The following is a 23,617-nucleotide window of genomic DNA, read 5'->3' on the forward strand; positions in this document are numbered from 1 at the left end:
CGAACAGCGCGGTGCCCTTCAGGACGAGGGCTCAGGCGACAGTTCGGTGGGTGGCGGTTGGATCTTGGCTTCGGGCTGATATGCAAACCAGCGCGGGTAATGCTCGCGAACCACCTCGCCCTCAAGATGCAGGGCATGGCAGCCGTGGAGTTGATAAGGCGGCTTTTCGCCGGGCTCGACAGGCCGGAGGTCGTTAGAGTTATCGCGCACCGGGAAGACGTCGCCCGCGAAGGCCTGGATGGCGGCGGTCGGCAGCACACCACACAGCTCGGTCAGGTGCGTACAGCCCGCCACGCCGCCGAGTCTCTCACGGGAGGCCTTTCGAAAACCCTTCATCAGATTCAGGCCGATGAGCTTGCGGTAGGCCGGGCCGATCGTGTCGCAATGTGTGGGGTACGGCACCCAGTCGGAACACGCTTCGGCATCCACAACATTCATGCGGGTATCGATTGTCACGCGCAGCCACAGGTCATGCAGCGGCTGGCCTTCGGGGCGCACGCCGCCGCTGGCCAGGGGGATGTCACGTGGTTTGGTGTCGGTCAGGCGCGCTTCGATGTCCCACAGGCCGTCTTCCCGCAAATAGGCGTCCACCGTGATGGCACGGCGGTGGCGCATGACGCGCGGGACGGGAGCAGACAGAGGCATGGACCAGACAGACTGATAGGACCGATGGAGGCGGCGCACGCGGATCTCGCGCATCGCCCACGGGACATATGCAGCAGCGCATCAGCCGCCACACACGAACACTACCGTCCGGCAATTGAGATGAAGGACGGTACCAAAGACTTGAATTTTAACACGTCGTCACGACCAGACTGGTCGCGTGCGGCAACGCAGTGTGAAAGCGGTTGCAACAACCGGGTGAGGTGCAACGGCCGCGATCCGCACACAAGAGGATTGTCCGGCCGAATTGTTGCTAGATCGAAGGCGTTCAGTCCGACTCGTCGCCATCTTCGAGCAGTTCATCGGCCCCCGCGATGACGCGCGACACCACCGACCGGGAGAATCCACGCGCCATCATGTATCGCACCTGCTTGGCCCGTTCGGCTAGATCGGCTGGTGGGCGGCCGAAGCGCTTTTCCCACAGAGCCTTGGCGCGCGCTGCTTCCGTGCTTTGCAGTTGCGCCTTGACCTCGCCCAGCGTCTCTGCGCCAAGCTGATGTGTTTTCAACTCCTGCATCAGGCGAGCCGTACCGTAACGGCCCGCGCGGCGGTGCACCATGCTCTCGGCAAAGCGCGTATTGGAGAGCCAGTTTTCGCCTTCCAGCCAATCCAGCAGCGTATCGACCTCTTCGACGGATTCGGCGTGCGGCACCAACTTACGGCGCAATTCGACCCGGCTGTGCTCGCGTCGAGACAGATAGCCCAGCGCACGTGCCTTCAGCGATAACGGTGGGCGCGGCAACGGCATACGGTTTCAGGCTCAAAAAGAAAACGCCCACCGTTGGGGGACGGCAGGCGTATGAAGCTCGATAGAGCCGTCGATCTGCGCCGACGGCCAACCCAATTACTCTTCTCCGACTTCCTCGGCCACGGCGATGGCGCCCATCGGCGTCACGCCCAGTGCTTCGCGGACCTTGTTCTCGATGTCGCGGGCGAGGTCGGGGTTCTCGCGCAGGTATTCACGGCAGTTGTCGCGGCCTTGGCCGATGCGTTCGCCGCCATAGCTATACCAGGCGCCGGACTTTTCGACGATCTTGGCTTCCACACCGAGGTCGATGATTTCGCCTTCGCGCGACACGCCCTGGCCGTAAAGGATGTCGAAGATGGCTTCGCGGAACGGCGGCGCCACCTTGTTCTTGACGACCTTGACCTTGGTCTCGTTGCCGACCACGTCGTCGCCCTTCTTGATCGAGCCAATGCGGCGGATGTCCAGACGCACCGAAGCGTAGAACTTGAGTGCGTTACCACCCGTGGTCGTTTCCGGCGAGCCAAACATCACGCCGATCTTCATGCGGATCTGGTTGATGAAGATGACCATGCAATTGGTCTTCTTGATGGTGCCGGTCAGTTTGCGCAGTGCCTGGCTCATTAGACGGGCCTGCAGGCCGGGCAACGCGTCGCCCATTTCGCCTTCAATTTCAGCCTTTGGCACCAGGGCAGCCACAGAATCGATGACGATCAGGTCAACCGAGCCCGAGCGCACCAGCGCATCAGCAATTTCTAGAGCTTGTTCACCCGTGTCCGGCTGGGAAATCAGCAGGTCCGGCACGCTAACGCCAATCTTGTCGGCATAAGTGACGTCAAGCGCATGTTCCGCATCGATGAAGGCGCAAGTGCCGCCCAGCTTCTGCATCTCGGCAACCACCTGCAGTGTCAGGGTGGTTTTACCCGACGATTCCGGACCGTAAATTTCCACCACGCGGCCACGCGGCAAGCCGCCCACGCCCAGCGCCACGTCCAACCCCAACGAACCTGTCGACACGACTTGGACCGGCTCGACCTCGGCGTCGCCCATCTTCATGATGGAGCCTTTGCCGAACTGCTTTTCGATCTGCGCGAGCGCGGCAGCCAGCGCCTTCTGCTTTTCTGCGCTCATTGCGGCTGCCTTCTTACCGTCTTCCATGGTCGTCCTTCGTGCAAATTGGTGTATAAATGGGCCGCAAGGGCTTGCGATTCCAGCGGTTGCCTGCAATAACGGGCCGCAGCGTGATTGCCCCCGACACGACCCATTTCATGACTTTAGCGCCGCCAAGACTACAGCACCGCGAATTCGGAGTACTGTATAAAAAACCAGTGGTTTTGACAAGTCTCCAGAACACATATCGCGCGAAAACAATGTAGCGGGCGGGATGGGCAAGACATCTTGCCCGGCATCGCGGGGAGACACGCATGCGCATTCTGATTGCCGAAGACGACGCCACGCTGGCTGACGGGCTCACACGCTCGCTACGCCAAGCAGGTTATGCCGTCGACCAAGCCTCCGATGGGGCGACTGCCGACGCGGCGCTGTCCGCGCAAACGGCCCAAACCTATGACCTGCTGATTCTCGACGTGGGCCTGCCGCGCATGTCTGGGCTGGAGGTCCTAAAGCGCCTGCGCTCGCGCGGGGCCATGCTGCCGGTGTTGATCCTGACCGCCGCAGACAGTGTGGAAGAACGCGTCAAGGGCCTGGATCTTGGCGCGGACGACTACATGGCCAAACCCTTCGCGCTGTCCGAGCTGGAAGCGCGCGTGCGCGCGCTGGTGCGGCGCGGTACGGGCGGTGGCGCCACACTTGTCCGCCATGGGCCGCTGGCGTTCGATCAGGTCGGGCGCATCGCCTATATCCATGATCAGGTGGTGGAACTGTCGGCACGCGAGATCGGGCTGCTGGAGATTCTGCTGGCGCGCGTCGGCCGCCTGGTGTCGAAAGAGCAGCTGGTTGACCACCTGTGCGGCTGGGGCGAAGAAGTCAGCAACAACGCCATCGAGGTGTACATCCACCGGCTGCGCAAGAAGATCGAGGTGGAAGGCATCCGCATCGCCACCGTGCGCGGGCTGGGCTATTGCCTGGAACGCATGGCCACCCCGACGACAACCGCGACGGCTGCCCATGGGTGATCGGTTGGCCTGGCCGTGGCGTCGGCATCGCGCGTCGCTGCGCGACCGTGACGACACGACTCCCGGGACTGATGGCCGCGATGACGGCGGCGACCTCACCGACACCCTCCCCCACCTCGAAGACGACGCCACGCGGCCCGTCGCCCGATCCCTCTTTGGCGAAATTCTCGACTGGATGCTCGCGCCGCTGCTCTTGCTGTGGCCGATGAGCATTGCGGTGACGTATCTGGTGGCCAAGTCGATTGCGAACGCGCCATATGACCGCGCGCTGGAATCGAGCGCGATCGTGCTCAGCCAGCAACTGCGCGAGGTGAATGGCCGCGTGACGCTGCAGCTGCCGATCTCGGCGCGCGAGATTTTGCGTGCCGACGAAACCGACAACATTTACTACCAGGTGCTCGGGACCAACGGCGAGTTTGTCTCCGGGGACCGCGACCTCCCGCTGCCGCCCGAAGAAGACGCCAACGCCGGTGGCCTTGTACAACTACGCGACGACCACATCCACGGCGCTGAGATTCGTGTTGCGTACACGTTCGTGCAGCGGCCGGGCTCTGGCGACAAGCCCGCACTGGTGCAAGTGGCGGAGACGCTCGACAAGCGGGCGCAACTCGCGAACGAAATCATCAAGGGCGTGATCCTGCCGCAGTTCGTGATCCTGCCGTTGGCGGTAATCCTGGTGTGGTTCGGGCTGACGCGTGGGCTGGCGCCGCTCAATGCGATTCAGGAGCGCATCCGCGCGCGCAACCCCGGCGACACCAGCCCCATCGACGAAGGCGCCGCGCCGCAGGAGCTGACGCCGCTCGTGGCGTCGTTCAATGATCTGCTGGGGCGGCTGGAGCAATCAGTGCATACGCAGAAGCGCTTCATCGCAGATGCCGCGCATCAGATGAAGACGCCGCTGGCGGGTCTGCGCATGCAAGCGGAGTTGGCACAGCGCGAACAATCGCCCGACGAGCTGCGTCGCACGCTCGCGCATATCGCCGACAGCTCGGATCGCACCGCGCACCTCGTCAAGCAGTTGCTTTCTCTGGCGCGCATGGAAAACATGGGCGCCACTGACGGTCTGGTGCCGCTGGATATCTGCGCGCTGTCACGCCAGGTGGTGGCAGAGTGGCTGCCAAAGGCTTGGGCCAAGCAGATCGACCTCGGTTTTGAGGAGCCTGGGCCGCCGGTCACGATTTCGGGCAATGCGACGATGCTCGCCGAGATGCTCAACAATCTGCTGGACAACGCGATCCGCTACACGCCCGACGGCGGACATGTCACCGTGCGCGTGACCACCGCACCGTTTGAACCGTTCGTCTTCATCGACGTGGATGACACCGGTCCCGGTATCCCCGTGGCCGAGCGCGAACGCGTGATGCAGCGCTTCTACCGCATTCTTGGCACACAGGCCGAGGGCAGCGGGTTGGGCCTGGCCATCGTGCGCGAAATCGTGCAGCAGCACGGCGGCGACATCGAGGTGCTCGACAACGTGTATCAGGCATCTCCGCGGCTGGCGGGGGCGCGCTTTCGCATCACGCTGCATCGCGCCTCCCTCGGCGAGGAAGCCAACGCATGAGCATCACGCCCGGAACCCCTGCACGCCGCCGCTGGATCGCCAACATGCGTTGGATCGCGGCGCTGCTCGCGGTGTGGTTTGTGGTGACATTCGTGATCGCGTTCTTTGCGCGTGACCTGTCGACGCACTTTTTCAACTCGGACTGGACGTTCGCCTATTGGGTCGGTGCCCAGGGTGCGCCCATCGTTTATGTGCTGATTACCGTGCTCTATGCGTGGCGCACCAACCGCGCTGCGGATGCGGCCGCGCAACACGACGAAACGGCGCAGCACGATACGCCGGAGTCATCTCCTCCGCCCTCCATCTGACACTGGCACGTTACGCGGCACCCAGATGACGCAGCTTCACGAAGGCCAACGCCGCCATCACCGCGTCGTTAAGCGCGTCGTGCGCGTCCCAGGTCGGCAAGTCCAATCCCTTCATGACAGTGGCGAAGCGCAGATCCAGATCGGGGTCGCCCTGCTGCCGATACGGCGGCAGTTGTCGGAACTGGTAGTCGTAGTACAGGGCGGAGACTTCAATCTTGGGCTGCGGCAAGCCGATGCCGAGCAGGGGCACCACCACCCGATTGAGCATCGCCACGTCGAACTCAAGGTAGTAACCCACCAATGGCCTGCTGCCGATAAAGTGCAGCAGTGCATGGACGGCTTGCTCGATCGATATACCGCTGTCCAGATCACGATTGCGCAGACGATGCACGCAAATGCTTTCTGCGCGCATTTCCCCTCGCGGCCTGATGAGCAAGTCCAGGCGCTGGCTGGTCAAAATGCGATTGCCGACGATGCGGACAGCACCGATGGAGACGATCTCGTCGGTGCGCACGTTCAAGCCGGTGGTCTCGCAATCGAGCGCGACCCACTCATCTGGGGGCGGGGCCTCGAACAGGAAGCGAAACGCCGGATCGCGCAACTTGCGCAACTGGCGCCGCCTTTGCAGTGCCTGCAGCCAGTCGGAGAGCCGTCCGTTCATGACTGCTCGCTCATATTCACATCCACTCGGTCCGCCAGCGCTGCCGCAGGAGCGCCTTGAATCGTTTGACGGCGCTCAACGCATCCTTGAGCAGATCACGCTCCAACGATGACAGGCGCGCCAGATGCACGTCGCACGATACCAGCTGATGCGCATCGATCTCCGCCAGCCCGGCCTTGAGCCGCAGGGTCATCAGGAAGTGCAGGCTCTCGCTCAACTCGGCGGCCATGTGCGCGTCGAGGGCCTCGGCGCGCACCAGTGCATCCAGGCGCGGCACAGTGCCAGTCTCGTCGAGTACGCGGTGGGACAGCGCAAGGCTACGCACCCCGTGGACGATCGGGAAGATGCCCTCCTTCTTCACGTCGAGCACGGGATCGGGATCGCCAAACCCGAGGATGCGATCGCGCCAACCCGGCGCGGCACTGAAAGCCTCAATAGCAGCGGCAAAGCGGCCAAGTACGGCGTCATTGTCGATGGTCAGCTCCAGCAACGTCCGCCGCAGTTGTTTGAGTAAGGCGGCATCGCCGCACACCGCATGCGCATCAAAAAAGATTGCCAGATGCATCAAGCCCTCGGGGCTGGGCAGGATGAGCCATTCGCGGATGCGCCGCGCAAAGTCGCTCGCGGTCATGCACCACTCGGGCCGGCAGAGCATGATGCCGCCGGGGCACGGCGGGTAGCCGAACGCGGCCAATGCATCGGAGAAGCGCGTGACGATGCGCTGCAGGTCCGCAGGTGGCACGTAACCATCGCGCAGCACCAGCGCATTGTCCTGATCGGTCTTGAGCAACTGCTCGCCACGCCCCTCACTGCCCATGACAAACAGGCAACTGTTCTCCACGAGCTCGGGCGGCGCGATCATCTGCCAGGCCCGTTCAAACAGGCGTGCGTTGATTTCGCGCACGAGGCTGGCGACGTGATCAATGCGCGAACCGCCACGTGTAAGCAACGCGACCATCCGCGTGATCTGCGCGGCCACCTGCGCGAGGGCGTCCAAGTCCTGAGCCAGGGTGATCTGCACCGTCAGCAGATACGAATGGTTGGCCAGGAAGCTGAACACATCCAGTGATTCCAGCAAACCGAGAATCTCATCTCCGTGCGTGACGACCAATCGGTGCACGCGATGGCGCAACATCAGCGTCAGGGCGTCACCGATCTGCGCGGAGGCCGGCACGGTAATGAGCGAGAACTGGCTCATCTGCCCTACCGCCAGACGATCCAGCGATGTGCCCTGCAGGACGGCGCGCTGCAAGGAACTGCGTGTGAAGATGCCCACGCGCGGCGGGCTGCTGGTGCCATCACGCACGAGCACGTTCGAAGTGTTATGTGTCTGGAACAGCTTGACCACGGACACCACGTCCGTGTCGGCATCCACAAAATGGGCGGGCCGGATGAAGGCATCGCTCACGCGAGAGACGGCCAGCGACTGCATCGTCTCCATGCTCTGCCGCTGTGCAATAGCGCTGAGCTTGCTGCCGAGGTCGGAAAAAAGCAGCGCACCGAAGGTGGCGTTGGCGGCAATGAGGTCACGCACCGCCTGACGTGCCACCTGATAGACCACCACTTCTTCAGCCGCGACGAAGCGGCTGCTTGCCTTGCCGGCCACCAGCGCTCGGCCGTCAAAGCAATCGTCGGGGCCATAGGTGGCAATCAGCTCGTCGCCGTCGTACTGGGCGACGTGCCCTTTGATGATCAGGAACAGGTGCAGCGGTGCAGCACCCATATCGAGGATGGTCTGCCCTTCCGGGTAGTAGCCGATGTCGACGGCATCGCGCACCAGGCGCTGCTCGTCCTGATTGAGGCAATCGAACGGCCAGACCGCGAAGTTGAAAGCGCTGGGCATGGTTGCCTTGAAGGCGAGCGATGCAATCGCGTCACCCGCCTCCCATCAGCGTGGCGAATAGCCGATCAGTGGCCCGATGCGCCAGCCGCACCGAGGCCCGTTTCCGAACGAACCTGCTGCGCGGCAAACGACGCCTTCTCGTTTTTGGCGCGAACACTGCTGTCCAGCACCGAGAACAGCCACACGCCCACGAAGCCGATCGTCATCGAGAACAGTGCGGGCGACGTGTATGGGAACCACGCCGAGCCCTTCGGATAACCGAGCGTGGCTTCCCACACCGACGGCGAAACGATCGTCAGACCCACCGACGAGATCAGCCCCAGGAACCCGCCAATGACCGCGCCGCGCGTGGTGCAGCCCTTCCACAGCATCGAGAGGAACAACACCGGGAAGTTGGCAGACGCCGCCACCGCAAACGCCAGCGACACCATGAACGCGATGTTCTGCTTCTCGAAAGCGATGCCGAGCAACACGGCGATCACACCGAGCACCAGCGTGGTGATGCGCGACACCCGCAGCTCATCTGCGCTGTTGGCCTTGCCGTTCTTGAAGACCGTGGCGTAGAGATCATGCGACACCGCTGAGGCGCCCGACAGCGTGAGACCGGCCACCACCGCAAGGATCGTTGCGAATGCCACGGCCGAAATGAAACCGTAAAACACATCGCCGCCGACCGTCTTGGCCACCAGCACGGCTGCCATGTTGGCCGTGCCCGCGCCGCCCTTGATGACACCCTTGGCCACGTCGGACAGTTCGGGGTTCGTCAAGACCAGCGTGATCGCACCAAAGCCGATGATGAAGATCAGGATGTAGAAGTAGCCGATCCAGGTGGTTGCCCAGAAGACCGATTTGCGTGCCTCCTTGGCGTCGGGCACCGTGAAGAAACGCATCAGGATGTGCGGCAGACCAGCGGTACCGAACATCAGCGCCATGCCGAACGAGATGGCCGAGATCGGATCCTTGATGAAGCCGCCCGGCGCCATCACAGACAGACCGATCTTGGCGGCCTCATCGGGCGATTTGCCAGCATTGACCGCAATGGCCGTCTTGACTTGCACTGCCTTGGCGAACAGCGCCTCCAGGCTGAAACCGTATTGCGCCAGCACCATGATGGCCATGAACGTCACGCCGGCCAGCAGCAGGCACGCCTTGATGATCTGCACCCAGGTGGTTGCGGTCATGCCGCCAAAGAGCACGTAGACCATCATCAACGCGCCGACGATGACCACCGCGATCCAGTAATCCAGCCCGAACAGGAGCTTGATGAGCTGCCCTGCGCCGACCATCTGAGCGATCAGATAGAACGCCACCACCACCAGCGTGCCAACGGCGGCAAAGCTGCGGATGGGCCCTTGCTCAAACCGGTAGCCCGCCACGTCCGCAAAGGTGAACTTGCCGAGGTTGCGCAACCGCTCGGCCATCAGGAACGTGATGATCGGCCAGCCGACCAGAAAGCCGATGGAGTAGATCAGACCGTCGTAGCCGGAGGTCATCACGGCCGCCGAAATGCCCAGGAAGGACGCTGCCGACATGTAGTCGCCCGAGATGGCCAGGCCATTCTGGAAACCGGTGATGCCGCCGCCCGCCGTATAAAAATCTGCCGCGGAGCGCGTACGCTTGGCTGCCCACTTCGTAATCCACAGCGTGCCGGCCACAAACAGCGCAAACAGCACGATGGCCGTGGTGTTGGTTTCCTGCTTGGCGGTCTGTCCGACATCGCCGCCGGCAGCCAGAGCTGCTCCGCAGGCGCCAGCGGCCAATAGCGCCACCAGCAGGATCGAAAGCATCTTCTTCATTTGGCGACGTCCTTCAGGATGTCCTGCGTCAGTTGGTCGTATTCGCTGTTGGCCCGGCGCACGTAGATGCCGGTAATGACGACGGTGAAGATGATGACCGCCATACCGACGGGCACGCCCACGCTCATCACGCCTGTACCCACCGGCTTGGCGAGAAACGCCTTATCGAACGCGATCAGCGCGATGTAGCCGTAGTACACGGCCAGCATCAGCACTGTCAGAACGAGTCCGAGCTTGTTGCGTCGCTGTTTGAGCTGCGCATATTTCGGATGCGCCTCGATTTTTCCTACCAATCCATCCTGCATCGCCTGTCTCCTGGTTTGCTCTTGGAATGTGTGCGGCGATTCTGGATAGCGAAACTGACTGAACTCTTACTCACGCCGTCTGTGGCGGTTTACTGCGATAGTGGTTTTCCCTAGCGCTGCAGAACAACATAAGAAACACTGCAAGACATCCGGCCGCAAATGAGCCGCTGAACGGCTTCCCTCGCCCAAATTGACGCTGGCAAGCGCGGGCATATTGTGCGCATGCACATTCGCAAGAGGTGCATATACCGTCTGGCACTGCCGGCTCAAAGCAGGGGTTGGATGATGCAGCGCACGCATCGCCGCAAGGGCTCGACCGATGCACCGCCACTCGACCCGAGCGCGCCCAAGTGCTTGATTTTCTTGAAATCCCGGCCATCGATCGCATGCATTGAAAGGCACATGCTTGTCAGAACGCCGTAAGTTTCGGCTCCCACAATCGTTGACACTTCCGCGGGCGAAAAGCGTTTGCGTTGTCATGTCCATGCCCAGCGGGACGACCTACGAAAAAAAACAGGAGACAACATGGCAACCGTGCAAAGTGCACCGAACGCGCCCGTCGGGCGCGTGCAGCCCGCGCCCATGACGAAGGAGGAGAAGAAAGTCATCTTCGCCTCGTCGCTGGGAACGGTGTTCGAGTGGTACGACTTTTATCTCTACGGCTCGTTGGCGGCCATCATCGCCAAGCAGTTCTTCTCGGGCCTGGACCCCACGGCGGGCTTCATCTTTGCACTGCTGGCGTTTGCTGCCGGCTTCCTTGTGCGCCCGTTCGGCGCGCTGGTCTTCGGCCGTCTGGGCGACATGATTGGCCGCAAATACACGTTCCTGGTGACCATCGTCATCATGGGTACGTCAACGTTCATCGTCGGTCTGCTTCCGTCGTACGGCACGATTGGCGTAGCCGCGCCGATCATTCTGATCGCGCTGCGCATGCTGCAAGGTCTGGCGCTGGGCGGTGAATATGGTGGCGCCGCCACGTATGTCGCCGAGCATGCCCCGCACGGCCGCCGCGGTGCCTACACGTCGTGGATCCAGACGACGGCCACGCTGGGCCTGTTCCTCTCGCTGGTCGTCATCCTGGCCGTGCGCGAACTGACCGGCAAGGCATTCGACGACTGGGGCTGGCGCATCCCGTTCCTGGTGTCGATCCTGCTGCTGGCAACGTCGGTGTACATCCGTCTGTCGATGAGCGAATCGCCGGCATTCCAGAAGATGAAGGCTGAGGGGAAGACCTCCAAGGCCCCGCTGACGGAAGCTTTTGGCCAATGGCGCAACCTGAAGATCGTGATCCTGGCGCTGCTCGGCCTGACCGCCGGCCAGGCTGTGGTGTGGTACACGGGCCAGTTCTACGCGCTGTTCTTCCTCACGCAGGTGCTGAAGGTCGACGCCTTCACGGCCAACGTGCTGATTGCGGTGGCGCTTGCCATCGGCACGCCGTTCTTCGTGTTCTTCGGGTCGCTGTCTGACCGCATCGGTCGCAAGAAGATCATCATGGCCGGCTGCCTGCTGGCGGTGCTGACGTACTTCCCGCTGTTCAAGGCGCTCACGCACTACGCCAACCCGGCGCTGGAGCGCGCCCAGCAGACCGCGCAGATCACGATCACGGTCGACCCGAAGGAGTGCTCGTTCCAGGGCAGCCCGATCGCCCGCGAAGTGGACTTCCGCTCTTCGTGTGACATCGCCAAGCGCACGCTGGCGCAATCGTCGGCCAGCTACGAGACGGTTGACGGCCCGGCCGGCACGGTCGCGACGGTGTCGATTGCGGGCAAGCAGATCACCTCGCTCAACGCCACCCGCACGGCAGACGGCCAGAACTTCGATGCGGACAGCAAGGCCAAAATCGCCGACTTCAAGAAGCAGGTGAGCGAGTCGCTCAAGGCGGCCAACTACCCGGCCAAGGCCGATCCGGCCCAGATGAACACGATCATGGTGCTGGTGATCCTGGTGATTCTGGTGATCTACGTCACCATGGTCTACGGCCCGATCGCAGCAATGCTGGTCGAGATGTTCCCGACACGCATCCGCTACTCGTCGATGTCGCTGCCGTATCACATCGGCAACGGCTGGTTTGGGGGCCTGCTGCCGACCATCTCGTTCGCCCTGGTGGCCCAGAACGGCAATATCTATCACGGTTTGTGGTACCCGATCTGGATCGCGGCCATCACCTTCGTGATTGGTGTGCTGTTCGTACGCGAAACCAAGGATGTGGATATCTATCGCAATGATTGAGGCAGGGGGTTGACATATTCGCCGAAGACGGTAGAATCCCGCTTCTTCGGCGAATTAGCTCAGTCGGTTAGAGCGACGGAATCATAATCCGCAGGTCCGGGGTTCGAGTCCCTGATTCGCCACCAAATACCAAAAAGCCCTGCTTCGGCAGGGCTTTTTGCTTTTCTGCTGCATCCCTGGCGACCGCCAGGGCAATCACATTACGCAAGCGCCTCGGCTTGCACAGGCACCTCGGCGGCCACCGCCAACACCCAATCCGTCGTCAACGCCGATTGCGTCACGGGCAGCATATGGCCGCCGTCGATGATGCGCAGATTCACACGATCAAGCTTCTGCTTGAGCGCTTCGCCCTGGCGCTTGACGTTCAAGATGCGGTCACCGCGGCCGTACAGCACGTCGACCGGCACCGTCATCGAGGCATAGCGGCGTTCCATGTCAGGCAGATCTTCCGGCGCAGCGACCAGATCCGACGATGCCGCATAGAACACGTGCGGACGCAGCCCCAGCAGACCGCCGCCCTTGAACGGGAAATCCTTCGGCATGGTCTCGGGCGCGAACACCGCCGCGATGGCCTTCCGAGAATTGATGATCGACAGGGGAATCGCGAGCGTCCATGACACCAGCCTGCGCACCAGCGGCGACGGCAACACCAAGCCCCCGAACGCACCGGGCGGCGCGCTCTCTGCATGCGTGAGCGGCGCGATCAACGCGAGCCGGCGAATGACTTGCGGATGATTCAGCCCCACCGCCAGTGAAATCGCTCCGCCAAGCGAATGCCCCACCAGCACGGGCTTGTCGAGCCCGAGCTTCTCGATGCACTGCGCGACCATGCGCGCCTGCGCATAGATGTTGGCCGGCGAATCCGCGCCCCGCACGGACCTGCCTGCGCCCGGCCGGTCGATCACGATCACGCGATGCGAGCGCGCAAGCCGATTCATATCCAGATACGCGAAGTTGCGCAGGTTGCCGCACAGGCCATGCACGAACACGATGGCGGGACCCGTGCCGCGATCGGTGTAATGCACGCGGTCGGCCCCGACATCGAGGAACTTGCCTTCGGGCGGGAATCCTTTTGTGACGCGGCGTGCGATGAAGAAGGTGAACGCAACGGGCGCGAGGATGGCAAGCGCGATGACGCCAAGAATGGTGCTGGTCATAGTGTCCACGATACGGGAGGCAGTTAAGCGGGCTGTGCCGCGCCGATCGGCTGCGCGCGACGTTCGAACTGCATGGCGCTGTCGGCCAGTGTGCCGAACTTCAGCATCATCAGATCACGCGCGTAGTTCTGATACGACTTCCACGGCTGCTTGTCGCCCTGTTTGGGCAGGATGGCCGCCGCGCGTTGGATGTAGCCGGATGTCAGATCAACGGCGGGCTCGCGGCTCATGGCTTCGTCATCGAGACGCGGCACGCAGGTATCGAAGCCGTTGGACTGCATGTGGTTGAGTAGCCGGCAGACGTACTGCGCGATCAACTCGGCCTTCAGCGTCCACGACGCATTCGTATAGCCGAACGACGACGCGAGGTTCGGCACGCCGCTATACATCATGCCCTTGTACGACACCGTCTCGGCCAGATTCACGGCACGCCCATCGACGGTGATGGCCGCCCCGCCCAGCACCTTCAACTTGAGCCCTGTGGCTGTGACGATCACGTCGGCATCTAGACGCTCGCCGCTCTTGAGCTGCAGGCCGGTTGGCGTGAAGCGTGCAATCTCGTCGGTCGCAATCGAGGCCTTGCCCGCGCGGATCGTCTTGAACAGATCGCCGTCCGGCACGAGGCACAGGCGCTGGTCCCACGGGTTGTAGCGCGGCGTGAGGTGTTTGCGCACGTCGAACCCTGGGCCGATCTGCTTGCCCGCCATGCGGATGATGAAATCTTTGAATGCCTTGGGCTTGCGACGCGCGAGGCTGTAGAAGTACATCGTCAGCAACACGTTCTTCGTGCGCACCAGCCGGTGAGCAAGGCCCGACGGCAACCAGCGACGCAATGTGTTGGCCACGGCATCCTGCTCCGGCCGCGAGACGATGTACGTGGGCGAGCGCTGCAGCATCGTCACGTGCTGCGCGGTGCCGGCCATCGCAGGCACCAGCGTGACGGCCGTGGCGCCGCTGCCGATCACCACCACGCGCTTGCCGGCGTACGACAGATCGCTCGGCCAATGCTGCGGATGGACGATGCGCCCCCGGAACTGATCCATGTCGGGCCACGTCGGCGCGTGGCCTTCTTCGTAGTCGTAGTAGCCGCTGCACATATAGAGGAACTTGCAGGTGAAGTGCACCGGTTCCTCGCGCGCGCCATCGCTGCGCAACGCCTGCACCGTCCAGCGTGCCGTGGCGGAATCCCAGCTCGCGCCCGTCACCTTGTGACGGAAGCGGATCGACTTGTCGATGCCGAACACGCGTGCGGTGTCGCGGATGTAATCGAGGATCGTCTGGCCGTCCGAAATGGCTTTGCTGCTATGCCACGGCCGGAAGCTGTAGCCGAGCGTGAACATGTCGGAGTCGGAACGGATGCCGGGATAGCGGAACAGGTCCCACGTGCCGCCGATGGTTTCGCGCCCTTCCAGGATGGCAAAGCGCGCCGACGGGCAACGCTCGCGCAGGTGATACGCCGCGCCAATGCCCGAGAGCCCCGCGCCGACGATGAGTACGTCGAGGTCTGTATCCGGTGCGGTTGCCCGATTGCGGGGCGCACCCGGGCTGGCGCTTCGCTCCATCGTCGTATCCATGCGGTCTCCTGTTTGCAGCCTTGGGGGGTAGGCGTGGCAAATTTCGCACTAAATGTGGTGTGATTCGTCACCACTTTAATTTTTGGACGTCCTGACGTCAAATAGCGAAATGGAGAAAACATTTGAAACAGCCGACGCGCCCGCCAAGAAAGGCCGCCCGTATGGCGGCGTGGCGCCGGAGGCACGTGCAGCAGAACGCCGCGATGCGTTGATCCGCGCTGGCACGCGCGTGTTCGGCACGGTGGGCTTTCGCAAGGCCACCGTGCGCGCGATCTGCCAGGAAGCGAAGCTCAACGATCGGTACTTTTACGCCGCGTTCGATAGCACCGAAGCCCTGCTGCGCGCGACCTACCAACAACATGCGGAAGACTTGCGCGCGCAGGTTTCGAAGGCCACCGCCGCTGCGGAAGGCACGCTGGAAGCTCGTGTCGACGCGGGACTGCACGCGTTTTTCGCGTTCTTGCGAGACCCATGCGCGGCGCGCGTGCTGCTACTCGAAGTGATGGGCGTGAGCCCGGAAACGGACGCGACCTACCAGGGCAACCTACTGGAGTTCGGCAAGCAGGTCATGGCGAATGCCCAACTGCCAGGCGCCCACAATGACGACGATGCCGAGCTGCGCGCCGATCAACGCATCATCGGTCTTGCGCTCGTCGGTGCCCTGACAAACGTCGGTGCAGCGTGGCTGCTGACCGGCTATCGAGATCCCGAAGAAAAGATGGTGCGCAACTGTCGGCAGGTCGTGCTCGGCACATTGCGCACCATGCTGAGCACTTAGGCCGTGCCTTCCGGCTTGCCCAGCCGGACCACGGTCACACCCTGCGCCAGATGCCGTAACGACGGCTGCAGCAGCACGCAGTTGTCGTACGGCGTGACGATCTGCAGGTCTCCATCGGTGGCGATGATGGTGCCAGCTCGCGCGATGGTCTCCATACCGCGATAGTCGTCCACGAAGCGGAACGTGGTGGATTTAGCGACGACCGGATCGGTCACCCGAATGCAACGCACCTCCAGCGCGGGCGCAATCCCCAGCCATTCCGATACCGTCGATGCATCGACGGTGCCCAGCGCCGCCAGGAAACGCGCGCACGCATCCAGCGCCACATCGCGGCTCACGCGCTCGAAGTGCTGACCGCATTCGATGAGCAGCGCATTCTTCGGGCTCGCGGCATCGCCAAAGCCGCCGTAGTCGCGCAAGCGGCGGCCAGCAGCGTGGCCGGCATCGATCATCAGATGCGAAGGCGCGCCGACCTGCCGGCCCAGCTCGACGCCTTTCGCATGCGGACCCGTCAGCATCAACGGTTCGGCCTTTTCATGCATCGAGTGAATATCGAGCAGGTAATCGACCGTATCGATCACCGGGCGCAGCTCACGCGCGCGGCGCAGTTCCAGCGTGTTCCCCGGGCCGTCAAGCTTGTCGGCAGACCACACGCGGTTCAAGTCTTCGTCGATAAAGCGCGTGGCATCCGGGTCGTTGATGTCAAAGCGCTCGTACGCCTCGATATTTGCAAATGACAACGTGAGCCGACCATGTGTGGGGCGCACGCCGGCAGCCAGCAGCGCATCCACCGCAATCGCGCCGCACAGCTCATTGCCATGCGTGAGCGCGTTGATCATGACATGCGGCCCAGGCATGCCGCTATCGAATGTATGGACGTAATCAATGCCGTGCGTGCCCGTCTTCCAGCGGCGGATATCGGGCTTCTGCAACTCAATTGGGTACACCGGCAGCGTGGCGCGCAGCGCCTCCAGGGTCATCATGCGAAATCCTTCGGTGTTACGAGAAGTTCTGTTCAGGTTCAGTGCGCACGCGCATGTCCGCGCAGCATCCACAGCGAGGCCAGACTGATCAGCGTGGTCGCAAACACATAGAAGCTCGGCGACGTCTTGATGTGCGTCACGCCAATCAGCCACGTGACGATCAGCGGCGAGAACCCACCGAAGATCGTTACCGACAGGTTGTAGCTCAGCGCCAGACCCGTGCCGCGCGTACGCGTCGGGAAGATGTCAGCCAAGAGCGCCGGCAACGGCGCGAGGATGGCGGCCAAAAGCACGCCCACAATCGCCTGCATCACCAGCAGCGTCCAGAACGTCGGTTGCGCGACCAGTGTGGCAAACATCGGATACGTCGACAGCGCAATCACCACCATTGCAATCGACACCACGCGGATGCTGCCGAAGCGATCTGCCAGCAAGCCGAACGCGGGCGCCATCACCATCAGCATCGCGCCGGTGATCATCGTGCAGACCAGCGAGGCGCTGGTTGCGATGTGGAGTTGGTTGATGGCATAGGTCGGCATGTAGACCTTCTGCACATAGTTGAATGCGGTGACGGCCACGACCACGCCCGCCCCCAGCAGTAATCCGGGCAAACCCTGCGTGAGCGTATCGCGCAGCGGCGAGCGCGCTTGCAGCGCGGCCGGCGCTTCCGCCTGCATGGCCACAAACTCCGGCGTTTCAGGCGTGTGGCGGCGGATGTAGACACCAATGGGGCCGATCAGCAAGCCGAACAGGAACGCCACGCGCCAGCCCCATGACTCCACTTGCTCGGTGGTCAGCGCGTAAGTCAGCCATGCGCTCAAGCCCGCGGCCAACAATGTGGCAAGACCCTGCGTGGCGGCCTGCCAGCTCGCGTTGTATCCCATGCGCTTGCCGTTGGCGTGCTCGATCATGAACGCCGTGGCTGAACCGAATTCTCCGCCGGCCGAAAAGCCCTGCAACAGGCGCGCCACGATCACGATGGCCGGCGACCACAGCCCGATCGACGCATACGTCGGTGCAAACGCGATCATCGCGGTGCCCAGCATCATCAGCAGGATCGACCACGTCAGCGCAGCCTTGCGCCCGACGCGGTCTGCATAGCTGCCCAGCACCATCGAGCCCAGCGGCCGCATGATGAACGACACGCCAAACGTGCCGACAGAGAGCATCAGCGAACTCCACGCATCGCCCGTGGGGAAGAACAGCTTGCCGATGGTGATGGCGAAATAGCCGTAGATCAGCAGATCGTAGTATTCGAGCGCGTTGCCGACGCTGGCCGCCAGTACGGCACGCCAGGGCGAGGGATGTCGATGGGTGTCAGTGGCGCGTGCGGACGCGCCGCTCGCATTGAGGGTGTGGGCTGGCATGGTTGTCTCCCCGTGGTCTGTGCCGATCCGCCTGTTTTGCTGAATAACGCTGGCGGGCGAAGGTTGCGGAGGAGTCTAGGTGCCGTGCCCACGCGGCTTGTGCCGTTTCGGCACAAGGTTGGGCTTTTTGCGATGCACCTCAGGCGAGATCGGGGCGAGAGTTGCCGCTGGCGCTACCAACGGCCAGTTGCCATACCTCGTCAAGCAGTGCGCTCTGGTTGCTGCGCACCCGCATCATGCGGATATTGACGTGGATGTGCCAGGCATCATCGCCGGCCGGGCGCAGTTCGCCCGCGTTCAGGTGCGGCTTGGCCAGGCGATATGGCAACCACGCCATGCCGAATCCCCGTAGGGCCATCTCTTCTACCGCCTCGTAGAAATCCGCCTGGAACACGGGCTGCAGATGCGCCTTGCGATCGGCGGCGGCAAGGTGGCTGTCGAGCATCTGCCGCAACGTCAGGCCGCGCGCAAAGGCCAGCCACGGTAGCGGTGCGGCGGCCGAGCCCGGCAGCGTAAAGCGTGCGCGGCCGCGCTTGTCAGGCACACTCACCGGCACCAGCGTCTCGCTGCCCAGCAGGCAATGGTCGTACTTACGCGGATCGAGTAGAGCATCGGCCTGCGGGCTGGCGTAGGCGATCAGCAGATCGACGGTGCCATCGGCAAGTGCCAGGACGCCTTCCTGCGTGCCGCCCGTCGTCACGCTGAGCGGAAACACGCCGCGCCGGCGCGCCAGCGTTTCATACCAGCCCGGGACAAAGGTGCGCGCCAGCGTGCGCCCTGTGCCGATCTTGAGCGCCACCGGCAGTTGCGCCTCGCGCAGCAGCAAGCGCGCATCGTTCAGGCCGTCGACGGCATTGGCCGCGGCATCCAGAAACAAGCGCCCCGCCGCCGTGAGCGTGACGGGATGCTCGCTGCGCTCGACCAGTGCGGTGCCCACCCACTCTTCGAGCGCCTTGATCCGCCGGCCGAATGCGGGGTGCGTGACGTTGCGGTTCTCGGCGGCGCGGCTGAAGCTGCGCGTCTTGGCGAGTTCCTTGAAGTCTTCCAGCCATTTGATCTGCATGGCGCGTCCGGGTGGGATGGTGAGCGTGTGGTCTGCGCATTATCTCCGCAGCCTGCACGAACGGGCTTAACGTGCGTGCCGTATCGTTATCATCTTGAGCAAACGATCCGCCACACCTTCATGACCGCACCCCGCCCGCTGTCCATTGGCATTGCCGGCGCCGGTAACGCCGGACTTGCCGCTGCCATCGCGTTTGCCCGCCAGGGGCACAACGTGCACGTCTTCGAAAAGCACCCGCAGCTGACCGCCATGGGCGCGGGCCTGCTGATCCAGCCGCAGGGTATCCGCGCGCTGGAGGCACTCGGCGTGGGCCGCGAGCTGGAAGGCATCGGCGCGCCGATCGATCGGCTGATCGGCCTGAGCCATCGCGGCTGGCGTCTGCTCGACATCGACTACGCCGAGACGCCCGGCCGCGCCGTCACGCGGCATGCGCTGTCGTCCATGCTGTACGACGCCGCCTTGCACGCGGGCGCAGCATTCCACTTTGGTTGCGCGATCCAGCAATTGCTTGTTGATGGACCGCGCGCGCAGGTCGCGCACACGCAGGGCGAATCAATCTTCGATCTGTTTGTGATTGCCGATGGCGCGGCCTCTGCGCTGCGTGAGCCCGCAGGCCTGGCCGGCCCGTCGAGCACCTACCGATGGGGCACGCTTTGGTTCCAAGGGTGGGTGGATGGCTGGAACCCGCGCGTGCTGCAGCAGCGCTTTCGCGGCACACGCGAGATGATGGGCTTGCTGCCCACCGAAGTGGACAGCACCCGCACTCGCCTGTCGATGTTCTGGAGTCTGCCCGGTGATGCCGTGGACGCCTGGCGGCAGATCGACATCACGCAGTGGAAGGCGCATGTGCTGAGCCTGTGGCCGCAAGCCGCGCCCATGGTCGAGCAGATCGGCTCGCACGACGATATGCCTTTTGCCGTCTATCGGCACACATGGCCGCGCGCGCTGGCCAAACCACCTTACTGCGTCATCGGCGATGCCGCGCATGCCATGAGCCCGCAGCTCGGTTTGGGGACCACGCTGGCCGCGCAAGATGCCCTGGCACTTGCCGCGTGCGTGCAAGTGCATGGCCCCACCCATGGCGCGCTCGCCTACCACGCCCGTCGTCTGCGCACCGTGCAGGCCTACCAGACGCTGAGCCGTGCGCTCACGCCATGCTTCCAGGCGCAATACGGCGGTTGGATGCGAGACGTAGTGTTTGCCACCGGCTTGCGCGTACCCGGTGTCGCATGGCTGATGAAACGCAGCCTGGCAGAGCCGCCCGCGCGCGATGCCGCATTCGCTCCAGCTGCGGCTGCCACGTCTACGAGCGAAAAGCCCCAGGCATGACACCACGCCATCCATCAGCATGAGCCTGTTGCACACCTTCCTTCCCGAGCATCAGTTCAGCGAGCAGCACCACATACGCGTCAATGCCGCACCCGGGCGCGTGCTCGACGTGGTTTCGCAACTGGACGTCAGTGATTTCCCGCTGGCCAGGCTGTTCCTGCACTTGCGCGCCATCCCGGCGCGCATCGCCGCCGCGATGGGCAAGCCCAGTGCGCGACGTATCGATGCCGGATTCGGTCTGCACGATTTCACGGTACTCGGCCGCGATGGAGATCGCGAATTCGCGCTCGGCCTCGTCGGCCGCTTCTGGGAATCCGACGGCGGGCTCGTCCACGTTGAAGCCAGCGCGTTTCGCACGTTCTCCGAACCCGATATCGCCAAGCTGGTCATGACGTTCGTTGCCGAATCCGACGGCACCGGTACGCTGCTGACTACTCGCACGTGCGTGCATTGCTCGGGCACAGCGGCGCGCCGCCACTTCACGCCTTACTGGGTGCTGATCCGCATACCAAGCGGGCTGATCCGGCGGATGATGCTGCACCGGATCAAGCAAGCGGCGGAGGCACACGACGCCCAGCTTACACGTCCAGAATAACCAACGTGCCCGTGCTGCCGGCATCCACGCTGTGCGGCACGCCGGCGGGCACGACATACAACTCGCCGCGCGACACCGTGACCGCCTCGCCGTCGATGCGCAGGCGCAACTCGCCATCGATCACCAGCAGGCCTTCGGCATAGTCGTGCACTTCGTCGGGATACGGCGTGCGGTCCATGCGCAGCACCTTGAAGTTGCCGCCACCAAAGCGCTCCAGCACGCGAGACGACCATGCGCGCGGCAACGCATCGGCCTCTGCATTGAGATTGAAAAACGGCACGCCGACCTCGCCCAAGGAAAAGGAAGCGCCGAGCATACCAGCCGATGGATAACAAGAAAGGGCGCCCGCATTGCTGCTGGGCGCCCTTACTACGTGGCAGTCGGCGCGCGCTTAAGCGTCGTAGGATGCGAGGTCCATCTCGGACAGCGCATTCATGTCATCCGCAGGCCTCAGGTGGTCCACGCGGTAACCGTGTTTGTACACCGCCACCAAGCGCACTTCGTTCACCGGTTCGATGTTCAGCTTCATGCGGATGCGCGACACGTGGCTATCGATTGTGCGCGTGTACTCCGATGAGTTGCGGCCCCACACCTGTCCGAAAATATGGTCGCGCGACAGCGTGCGGCCCACGTTCGAGAACAGCAGCAGCGCCAGCTGAAATTCGATGCCCGTCAGCGTAACGGGCTCGCCGTGCAGTGTGATCTGCTGGCGTTGTGGGTTGAAGTGGTACGGACCTACCGAGAACGGCAGGCGGCCATACGGGATCGGGTACGCACGGCGCAGCAACGCATCGACGCGGGCGCGAAGCTCGGCAATGCGGAACGGCTTCGCGATGTAGTCATCGGCGCCTTGGGTCAGTGCGCGCACGATGCTCTTTTCACCTTCTTCGGCTGTGACGAACAGGATGGGAAGCACGTCCCTGTGACGGCTGCGCACCACGCTCAGCACATCGATACCGAGCATGCCCGGCGTGTGCCAGTCGAGGATCAGCATGTCGTACGACGAGCGGCCCAGCATGCGCAGCAACGTCGCTCCATCGCTGTAGGGCGTCACGTCGTGGCCAGACTGGGACAGGATCTGGACGATGACTTCGCTTTGGAAGGGATCGTCTTCAAGCAAGGCGATACGCATGTTCGACTCCATGAAAATTGCGCACATGCGTGCCGGATGGAGCGAGCGTTGATCGCGCCCGAACCGTCGCGTTCAGCGCGATCCGTTGCATGTGTTACGTGTTTGCAATTTTCGTGGCGAGGTTTGCTACGAACCATGAGAAGAGTCCTAATTTGTGAAGCGCCTTGAATCATCCGGTGCCGCATCCATTCCACGAAATCTGGACAAAAAAAAGCCCGGACAACGAGGTCCGGGCGGCGGTATTTCCCACAATGTGACGGGATCGGAAACACCCAAGGGTCGCATGTGCCAGACTGCGTCGCTGTGCACCGGGGGGACACACTGCAACGCTTACGGGGGATAACGTCAAGAAGGGTCAGACGTACTGGTCGGCACACGCGAAGCGCATGATGCCGTGCGATACGCGCTGTCGGAGCAGTCGTGACAACATTTGACGCGCCCGCTTCTGGGCCGCCACGCCTCAGGTGGGATCCGCGTTTTCCAGCTCTTGCCGAATCGACTCGGTCAGCATGTCGATCAGCAATCGAACGCGTTTGGGAACGAACCGGGCGGATGGCGTGACGAGGTTGATCGGCTCTCCGCTGGTCGCATAATCGGGCAGCACGCGCACGAGGCGAGGCAACGGAGCGTTGGCGCGCGCTACGGCACTCGCGTACAGCGGCAGCGGGCCGATGCCAGCGCCCGACGCGATCAACGTTTCCAGATAGATAAGGCTGTCGGAGTTCAGGCGGGCGCGCACGGCCACCGTTTTCAGGCCATCGGGGCCAACGAGGCGCCATTGCGTTTCGCCGCGGCCGGTGCCGCGAAAATCGAGGCAGCAATGGTCGGCCAGCCCTTGCACGGTGTCTGGAGCACCGCGGCGCTGAAGGTAATCGGGTGAGGCGAACAAGCCGATGCGCAACACGCCAAGCGATCGCGCCACGAGAGAACTGTCGGCCAAGCGTCCGACGCGGACAGCAAGGTCAAATCCTTCCTGCACCAGATCGACATTGCGCGGCGTCAGCACCACGTCCAGGTCGATCTCCGGATACTGCTGCATGAAGCGTGCGGCCACCGGTGCCACCAGCAGGCGCCCGACGTCTTCGGAAGATGTGATCCGCACCTTGCCGCGTGGCAGGTCCTGCAGCTCGCCGGCGCACGTCGTGGCGCGCTCGATGTCTTCCAGTGCATGCGACGCCACCTGATAGAGACTCTGGCCCGCGTCGGTCAGATGCAGCGTGCGTGTGGTGCGCTGTAACAGTCGTACGTTCAAATCCTGTTCAAGCGCCGCAATGCCCCGGCTGACTGACGATTTGGGCAGATCGAGCCGCGTTGCCGCTGCCGTGAAGCTCCCCGCCTCGACCACGCGCACGAACAGCGCCAATTGGTTCAGATCCATGGTTTTCCTCCTTTT

At 63.1% G+C, this 23,617-nt stretch carries 22 protein-coding genes and 1 tRNA gene; 8 read left to right on the forward strand and 15 right to left on the reverse strand.

The genetic code is table 11. The features are described 5' to 3' along the window. Positions 1 to 18: 18 nt before the first annotated feature. The 3 genes from BM136_RS16380 to recA form a co-directional block, all read right to left on the reverse strand. Positions 19 to 645, reverse strand: coding sequence for a DUF2889 domain-containing protein (locus tag BM136_RS16380; protein WP_092973746.1), 627 nt, complete (start codon positions 643 to 645; stop codon positions 19 to 21). A gap of 286 nt (positions 646 to 931) precedes the next feature. After that, the gene (gene recX / locus BM136_RS16385) at positions 932 to 1,411 is read right to left on the reverse strand and encodes a recombination regulator RecX (protein ID WP_092973142.1); all 480 of its coding nucleotides are present in this window, start codon (positions 1,409 to 1,411) and stop codon (positions 932 to 934) included. 96 nt (positions 1,412 to 1,507) lie between these two features. Continuing rightward, positions 1,508 to 2,566 (reverse strand): recombinase RecA, encoded by a 1,059-nt coding sequence (gene recA / locus BM136_RS16390; RefSeq protein ID WP_092973144.1) that lies wholly within the window; start codon positions 2,564 to 2,566, stop codon positions 1,508 to 1,510. 266 nt (positions 2,567 to 2,832) lie between these two features. Here recA and BM136_RS16395 point away from each other — a divergent pair, with 266 nt between their 5' ends. From BM136_RS16395 to BM136_RS16405, 3 genes are read left to right on the forward strand one after another with little or no spacing between them, the layout of a single operon-like run. Further along, complete coding sequence (locus tag BM136_RS16395; protein WP_024976564.1) at positions 2,833 to 3,543, forward strand: response regulator; 711 nt, start codon at positions 2,833 to 2,835, stop codon at positions 3,541 to 3,543. Next, positions 3,536 to 5,104 carry a sensor histidine kinase gene (locus BM136_RS16400; RefSeq protein ID WP_092973146.1) on the forward strand — a complete coding sequence of 523 codons (1,569 nt, stop codon included), beginning with the start codon at positions 3,536 to 3,538 and terminating at the stop codon, positions 5,102 to 5,104. The genes BM136_RS16395 and BM136_RS16400 overlap by 8 nt, the downstream gene beginning before the upstream one ends. Then, positions 5,101 to 5,412, forward strand: a complete 312-nt coding sequence (locus BM136_RS16405; protein ID WP_092973148.1) for a DUF4212 domain-containing protein — start codon at positions 5,101 to 5,103, stop codon at positions 5,410 to 5,412. The genes BM136_RS16400 and BM136_RS16405 overlap by 4 nt, the downstream gene beginning before the upstream one ends. Before the next feature lie 10 nt (positions 5,413 to 5,422). Here BM136_RS16405 and BM136_RS16410 read toward each other — a convergent pair whose 3' ends face one another. From BM136_RS16410 to BM136_RS16425, 4 genes are all read right to left on the reverse strand, one after another. Then, positions 5,423 to 6,073 (reverse strand): 3'-5' exonuclease, encoded by a 651-nt coding sequence (locus tag BM136_RS16410; protein ID WP_092973150.1) that lies wholly within the window; start codon positions 6,071 to 6,073, stop codon positions 5,423 to 5,425. 16 nt (positions 6,074 to 6,089) lie between these two features. Continuing rightward, positions 6,090 to 7,916 carry a DUF294 nucleotidyltransferase-like domain-containing protein gene (locus BM136_RS16415; protein WP_092973152.1) on the reverse strand — a complete coding sequence of 609 codons (1,827 nt, stop codon included), beginning with the start codon at positions 7,914 to 7,916 and terminating at the stop codon, positions 6,090 to 6,092. A 65-nt stretch (positions 7,917 to 7,981) separates the two neighbouring features. Next, entirely contained in the window at positions 7,982 to 9,712 is a 1,731-nt protein-coding gene (locus BM136_RS16420) for a cation acetate symporter (RefSeq protein WP_092973154.1), read from the reverse strand. Beyond that, positions 9,709 to 10,017, reverse strand: coding sequence for a DUF485 domain-containing protein (locus BM136_RS16425; RefSeq protein WP_092973156.1), 309 nt, complete (start codon positions 10,015 to 10,017; stop codon positions 9,709 to 9,711). The genes BM136_RS16420 and BM136_RS16425 overlap by 4 nt, the downstream gene beginning before the upstream one ends. A gap of 525 nt (positions 10,018 to 10,542) precedes the next feature. On the opposite strand from BM136_RS16425, the gene BM136_RS16430 reads away from it, so the two are divergent. Both BM136_RS16430 and BM136_RS16435 read left to right on the forward strand, forming a co-directional pair. Continuing rightward, positions 10,543 to 12,246 (forward strand): MFS transporter, encoded by a 1,704-nt coding sequence (locus BM136_RS16430; protein WP_092973158.1) that lies wholly within the window; start codon positions 10,543 to 10,545, stop codon positions 12,244 to 12,246. Positions 12,247 to 12,294: 48 nt separating this feature from the next. After that, a tRNA-Met gene (locus BM136_RS16435) sits at positions 12,295 to 12,371 on the forward strand. Positions 12,372 to 12,446: 75 nt separating this feature from the next. On the opposite strand, the gene BM136_RS16440 is transcribed toward BM136_RS16435, so the two are convergent. Both BM136_RS16440 and BM136_RS16445 read right to left on the reverse strand, forming a co-directional pair. Next, positions 12,447 to 13,403 carry an alpha/beta fold hydrolase gene (locus BM136_RS16440; protein ID WP_092973160.1) on the reverse strand — a complete coding sequence of 319 codons (957 nt, stop codon included), beginning with the start codon at positions 13,401 to 13,403 and terminating at the stop codon, positions 12,447 to 12,449. Between the two features lie 23 nt (positions 13,404 to 13,426). Then, entirely contained in the window at positions 13,427 to 14,965 is a 1,539-nt protein-coding gene (locus tag BM136_RS16445; RefSeq protein ID WP_175537166.1) for a flavin-containing monooxygenase, read from the reverse strand. A 121-nt stretch (positions 14,966 to 15,086) separates the two neighbouring features. Here BM136_RS16445 and BM136_RS16450 point away from each other — a divergent pair, with 121 nt between their 5' ends. Then, complete coding sequence (locus BM136_RS16450) at positions 15,087 to 15,755, forward strand: TetR/AcrR family transcriptional regulator (RefSeq protein WP_092973164.1); 669 nt, start codon at positions 15,087 to 15,089, stop codon at positions 15,753 to 15,755. Here BM136_RS16450 and BM136_RS16455 read toward each other — a convergent pair. The 3 genes from BM136_RS16455 to BM136_RS16465 all read right to left on the reverse strand — a co-directional run bounded on the left by BM136_RS16455 (position 15,752) and on the right by BM136_RS16465 (position 19,168). After that, on the reverse strand, positions 15,752 to 16,738 hold the full coding sequence (locus BM136_RS16455; protein ID WP_092973166.1) for a M14 family metallopeptidase: 987 nt from the start codon (positions 16,736 to 16,738) through the stop codon (positions 15,752 to 15,754). The genes BM136_RS16450 and BM136_RS16455 overlap by 4 nt on opposite strands. A 38-nt stretch (positions 16,739 to 16,776) precedes the next feature. Then, positions 16,777 to 18,105, reverse strand: a complete 1,329-nt coding sequence (locus BM136_RS16460; protein WP_092973168.1) for an MFS transporter — start codon at positions 18,103 to 18,105, stop codon at positions 16,777 to 16,779. 139 nt (positions 18,106 to 18,244) lie between these two features. After that, positions 18,245 to 19,168: a LysR family transcriptional regulator gene (locus tag BM136_RS16465; protein WP_092973170.1), complete on the reverse strand. Its 924-nt coding sequence runs from the start codon at positions 19,166 to 19,168 to the stop codon at positions 18,245 to 18,247. Positions 19,169 to 19,288: 120 nt separating this feature from the next. Here BM136_RS16465 and BM136_RS16470 point away from each other — a divergent pair, with 120 nt between their 5' ends. Both BM136_RS16470 and BM136_RS16475 read left to right on the forward strand, forming a co-directional pair. Beyond that, on the forward strand, positions 19,289 to 20,497 hold the full coding sequence (locus BM136_RS16470; RefSeq protein ID WP_092973172.1) for an FAD-dependent oxidoreductase: 1,209 nt from the start codon (positions 19,289 to 19,291) through the stop codon (positions 20,495 to 20,497). Between the two features lie 19 nt (positions 20,498 to 20,516). Further along, a complete protein-coding gene (locus BM136_RS16475; RefSeq protein ID WP_092973173.1) occupies positions 20,517 to 21,092 on the forward strand; it encodes a hypothetical protein in 576 nt (191 codons plus the stop codon). On the opposite strand, the gene BM136_RS16480 is transcribed toward BM136_RS16475, so the two are convergent. From BM136_RS16480 to BM136_RS16490, 3 genes are all read right to left on the reverse strand, one after another. Continuing rightward, complete coding sequence (locus tag BM136_RS16480; protein ID WP_092973175.1) at positions 21,076 to 21,408, reverse strand: cupin domain-containing protein; 333 nt, start codon at positions 21,406 to 21,408, stop codon at positions 21,076 to 21,078. The genes BM136_RS16475 and BM136_RS16480 overlap by 17 nt on opposite strands. 75 nt (positions 21,409 to 21,483) lie before the next feature. Beyond that, entirely contained in the window at positions 21,484 to 22,224 is a 741-nt protein-coding gene (locus tag BM136_RS16485; protein WP_092973749.1) for a response regulator transcription factor, read from the reverse strand. A gap of 460 nt (positions 22,225 to 22,684) precedes the next feature. Continuing rightward, a complete protein-coding gene (locus BM136_RS16490; protein WP_092973177.1) occupies positions 22,685 to 23,602 on the reverse strand; it encodes a LysR family transcriptional regulator in 918 nt (305 codons plus the stop codon). Positions 23,603 to 23,617 lie beyond the last annotated feature (15 nt).

The organism is Ralstonia sp. NFACC01 (genome assembly GCF_900115545.1).
GTDB classification, from domain to species: domain Bacteria; phylum Pseudomonadota; class Gammaproteobacteria; order Burkholderiales; family Burkholderiaceae; genus Ralstonia; species Ralstonia mojiangensis.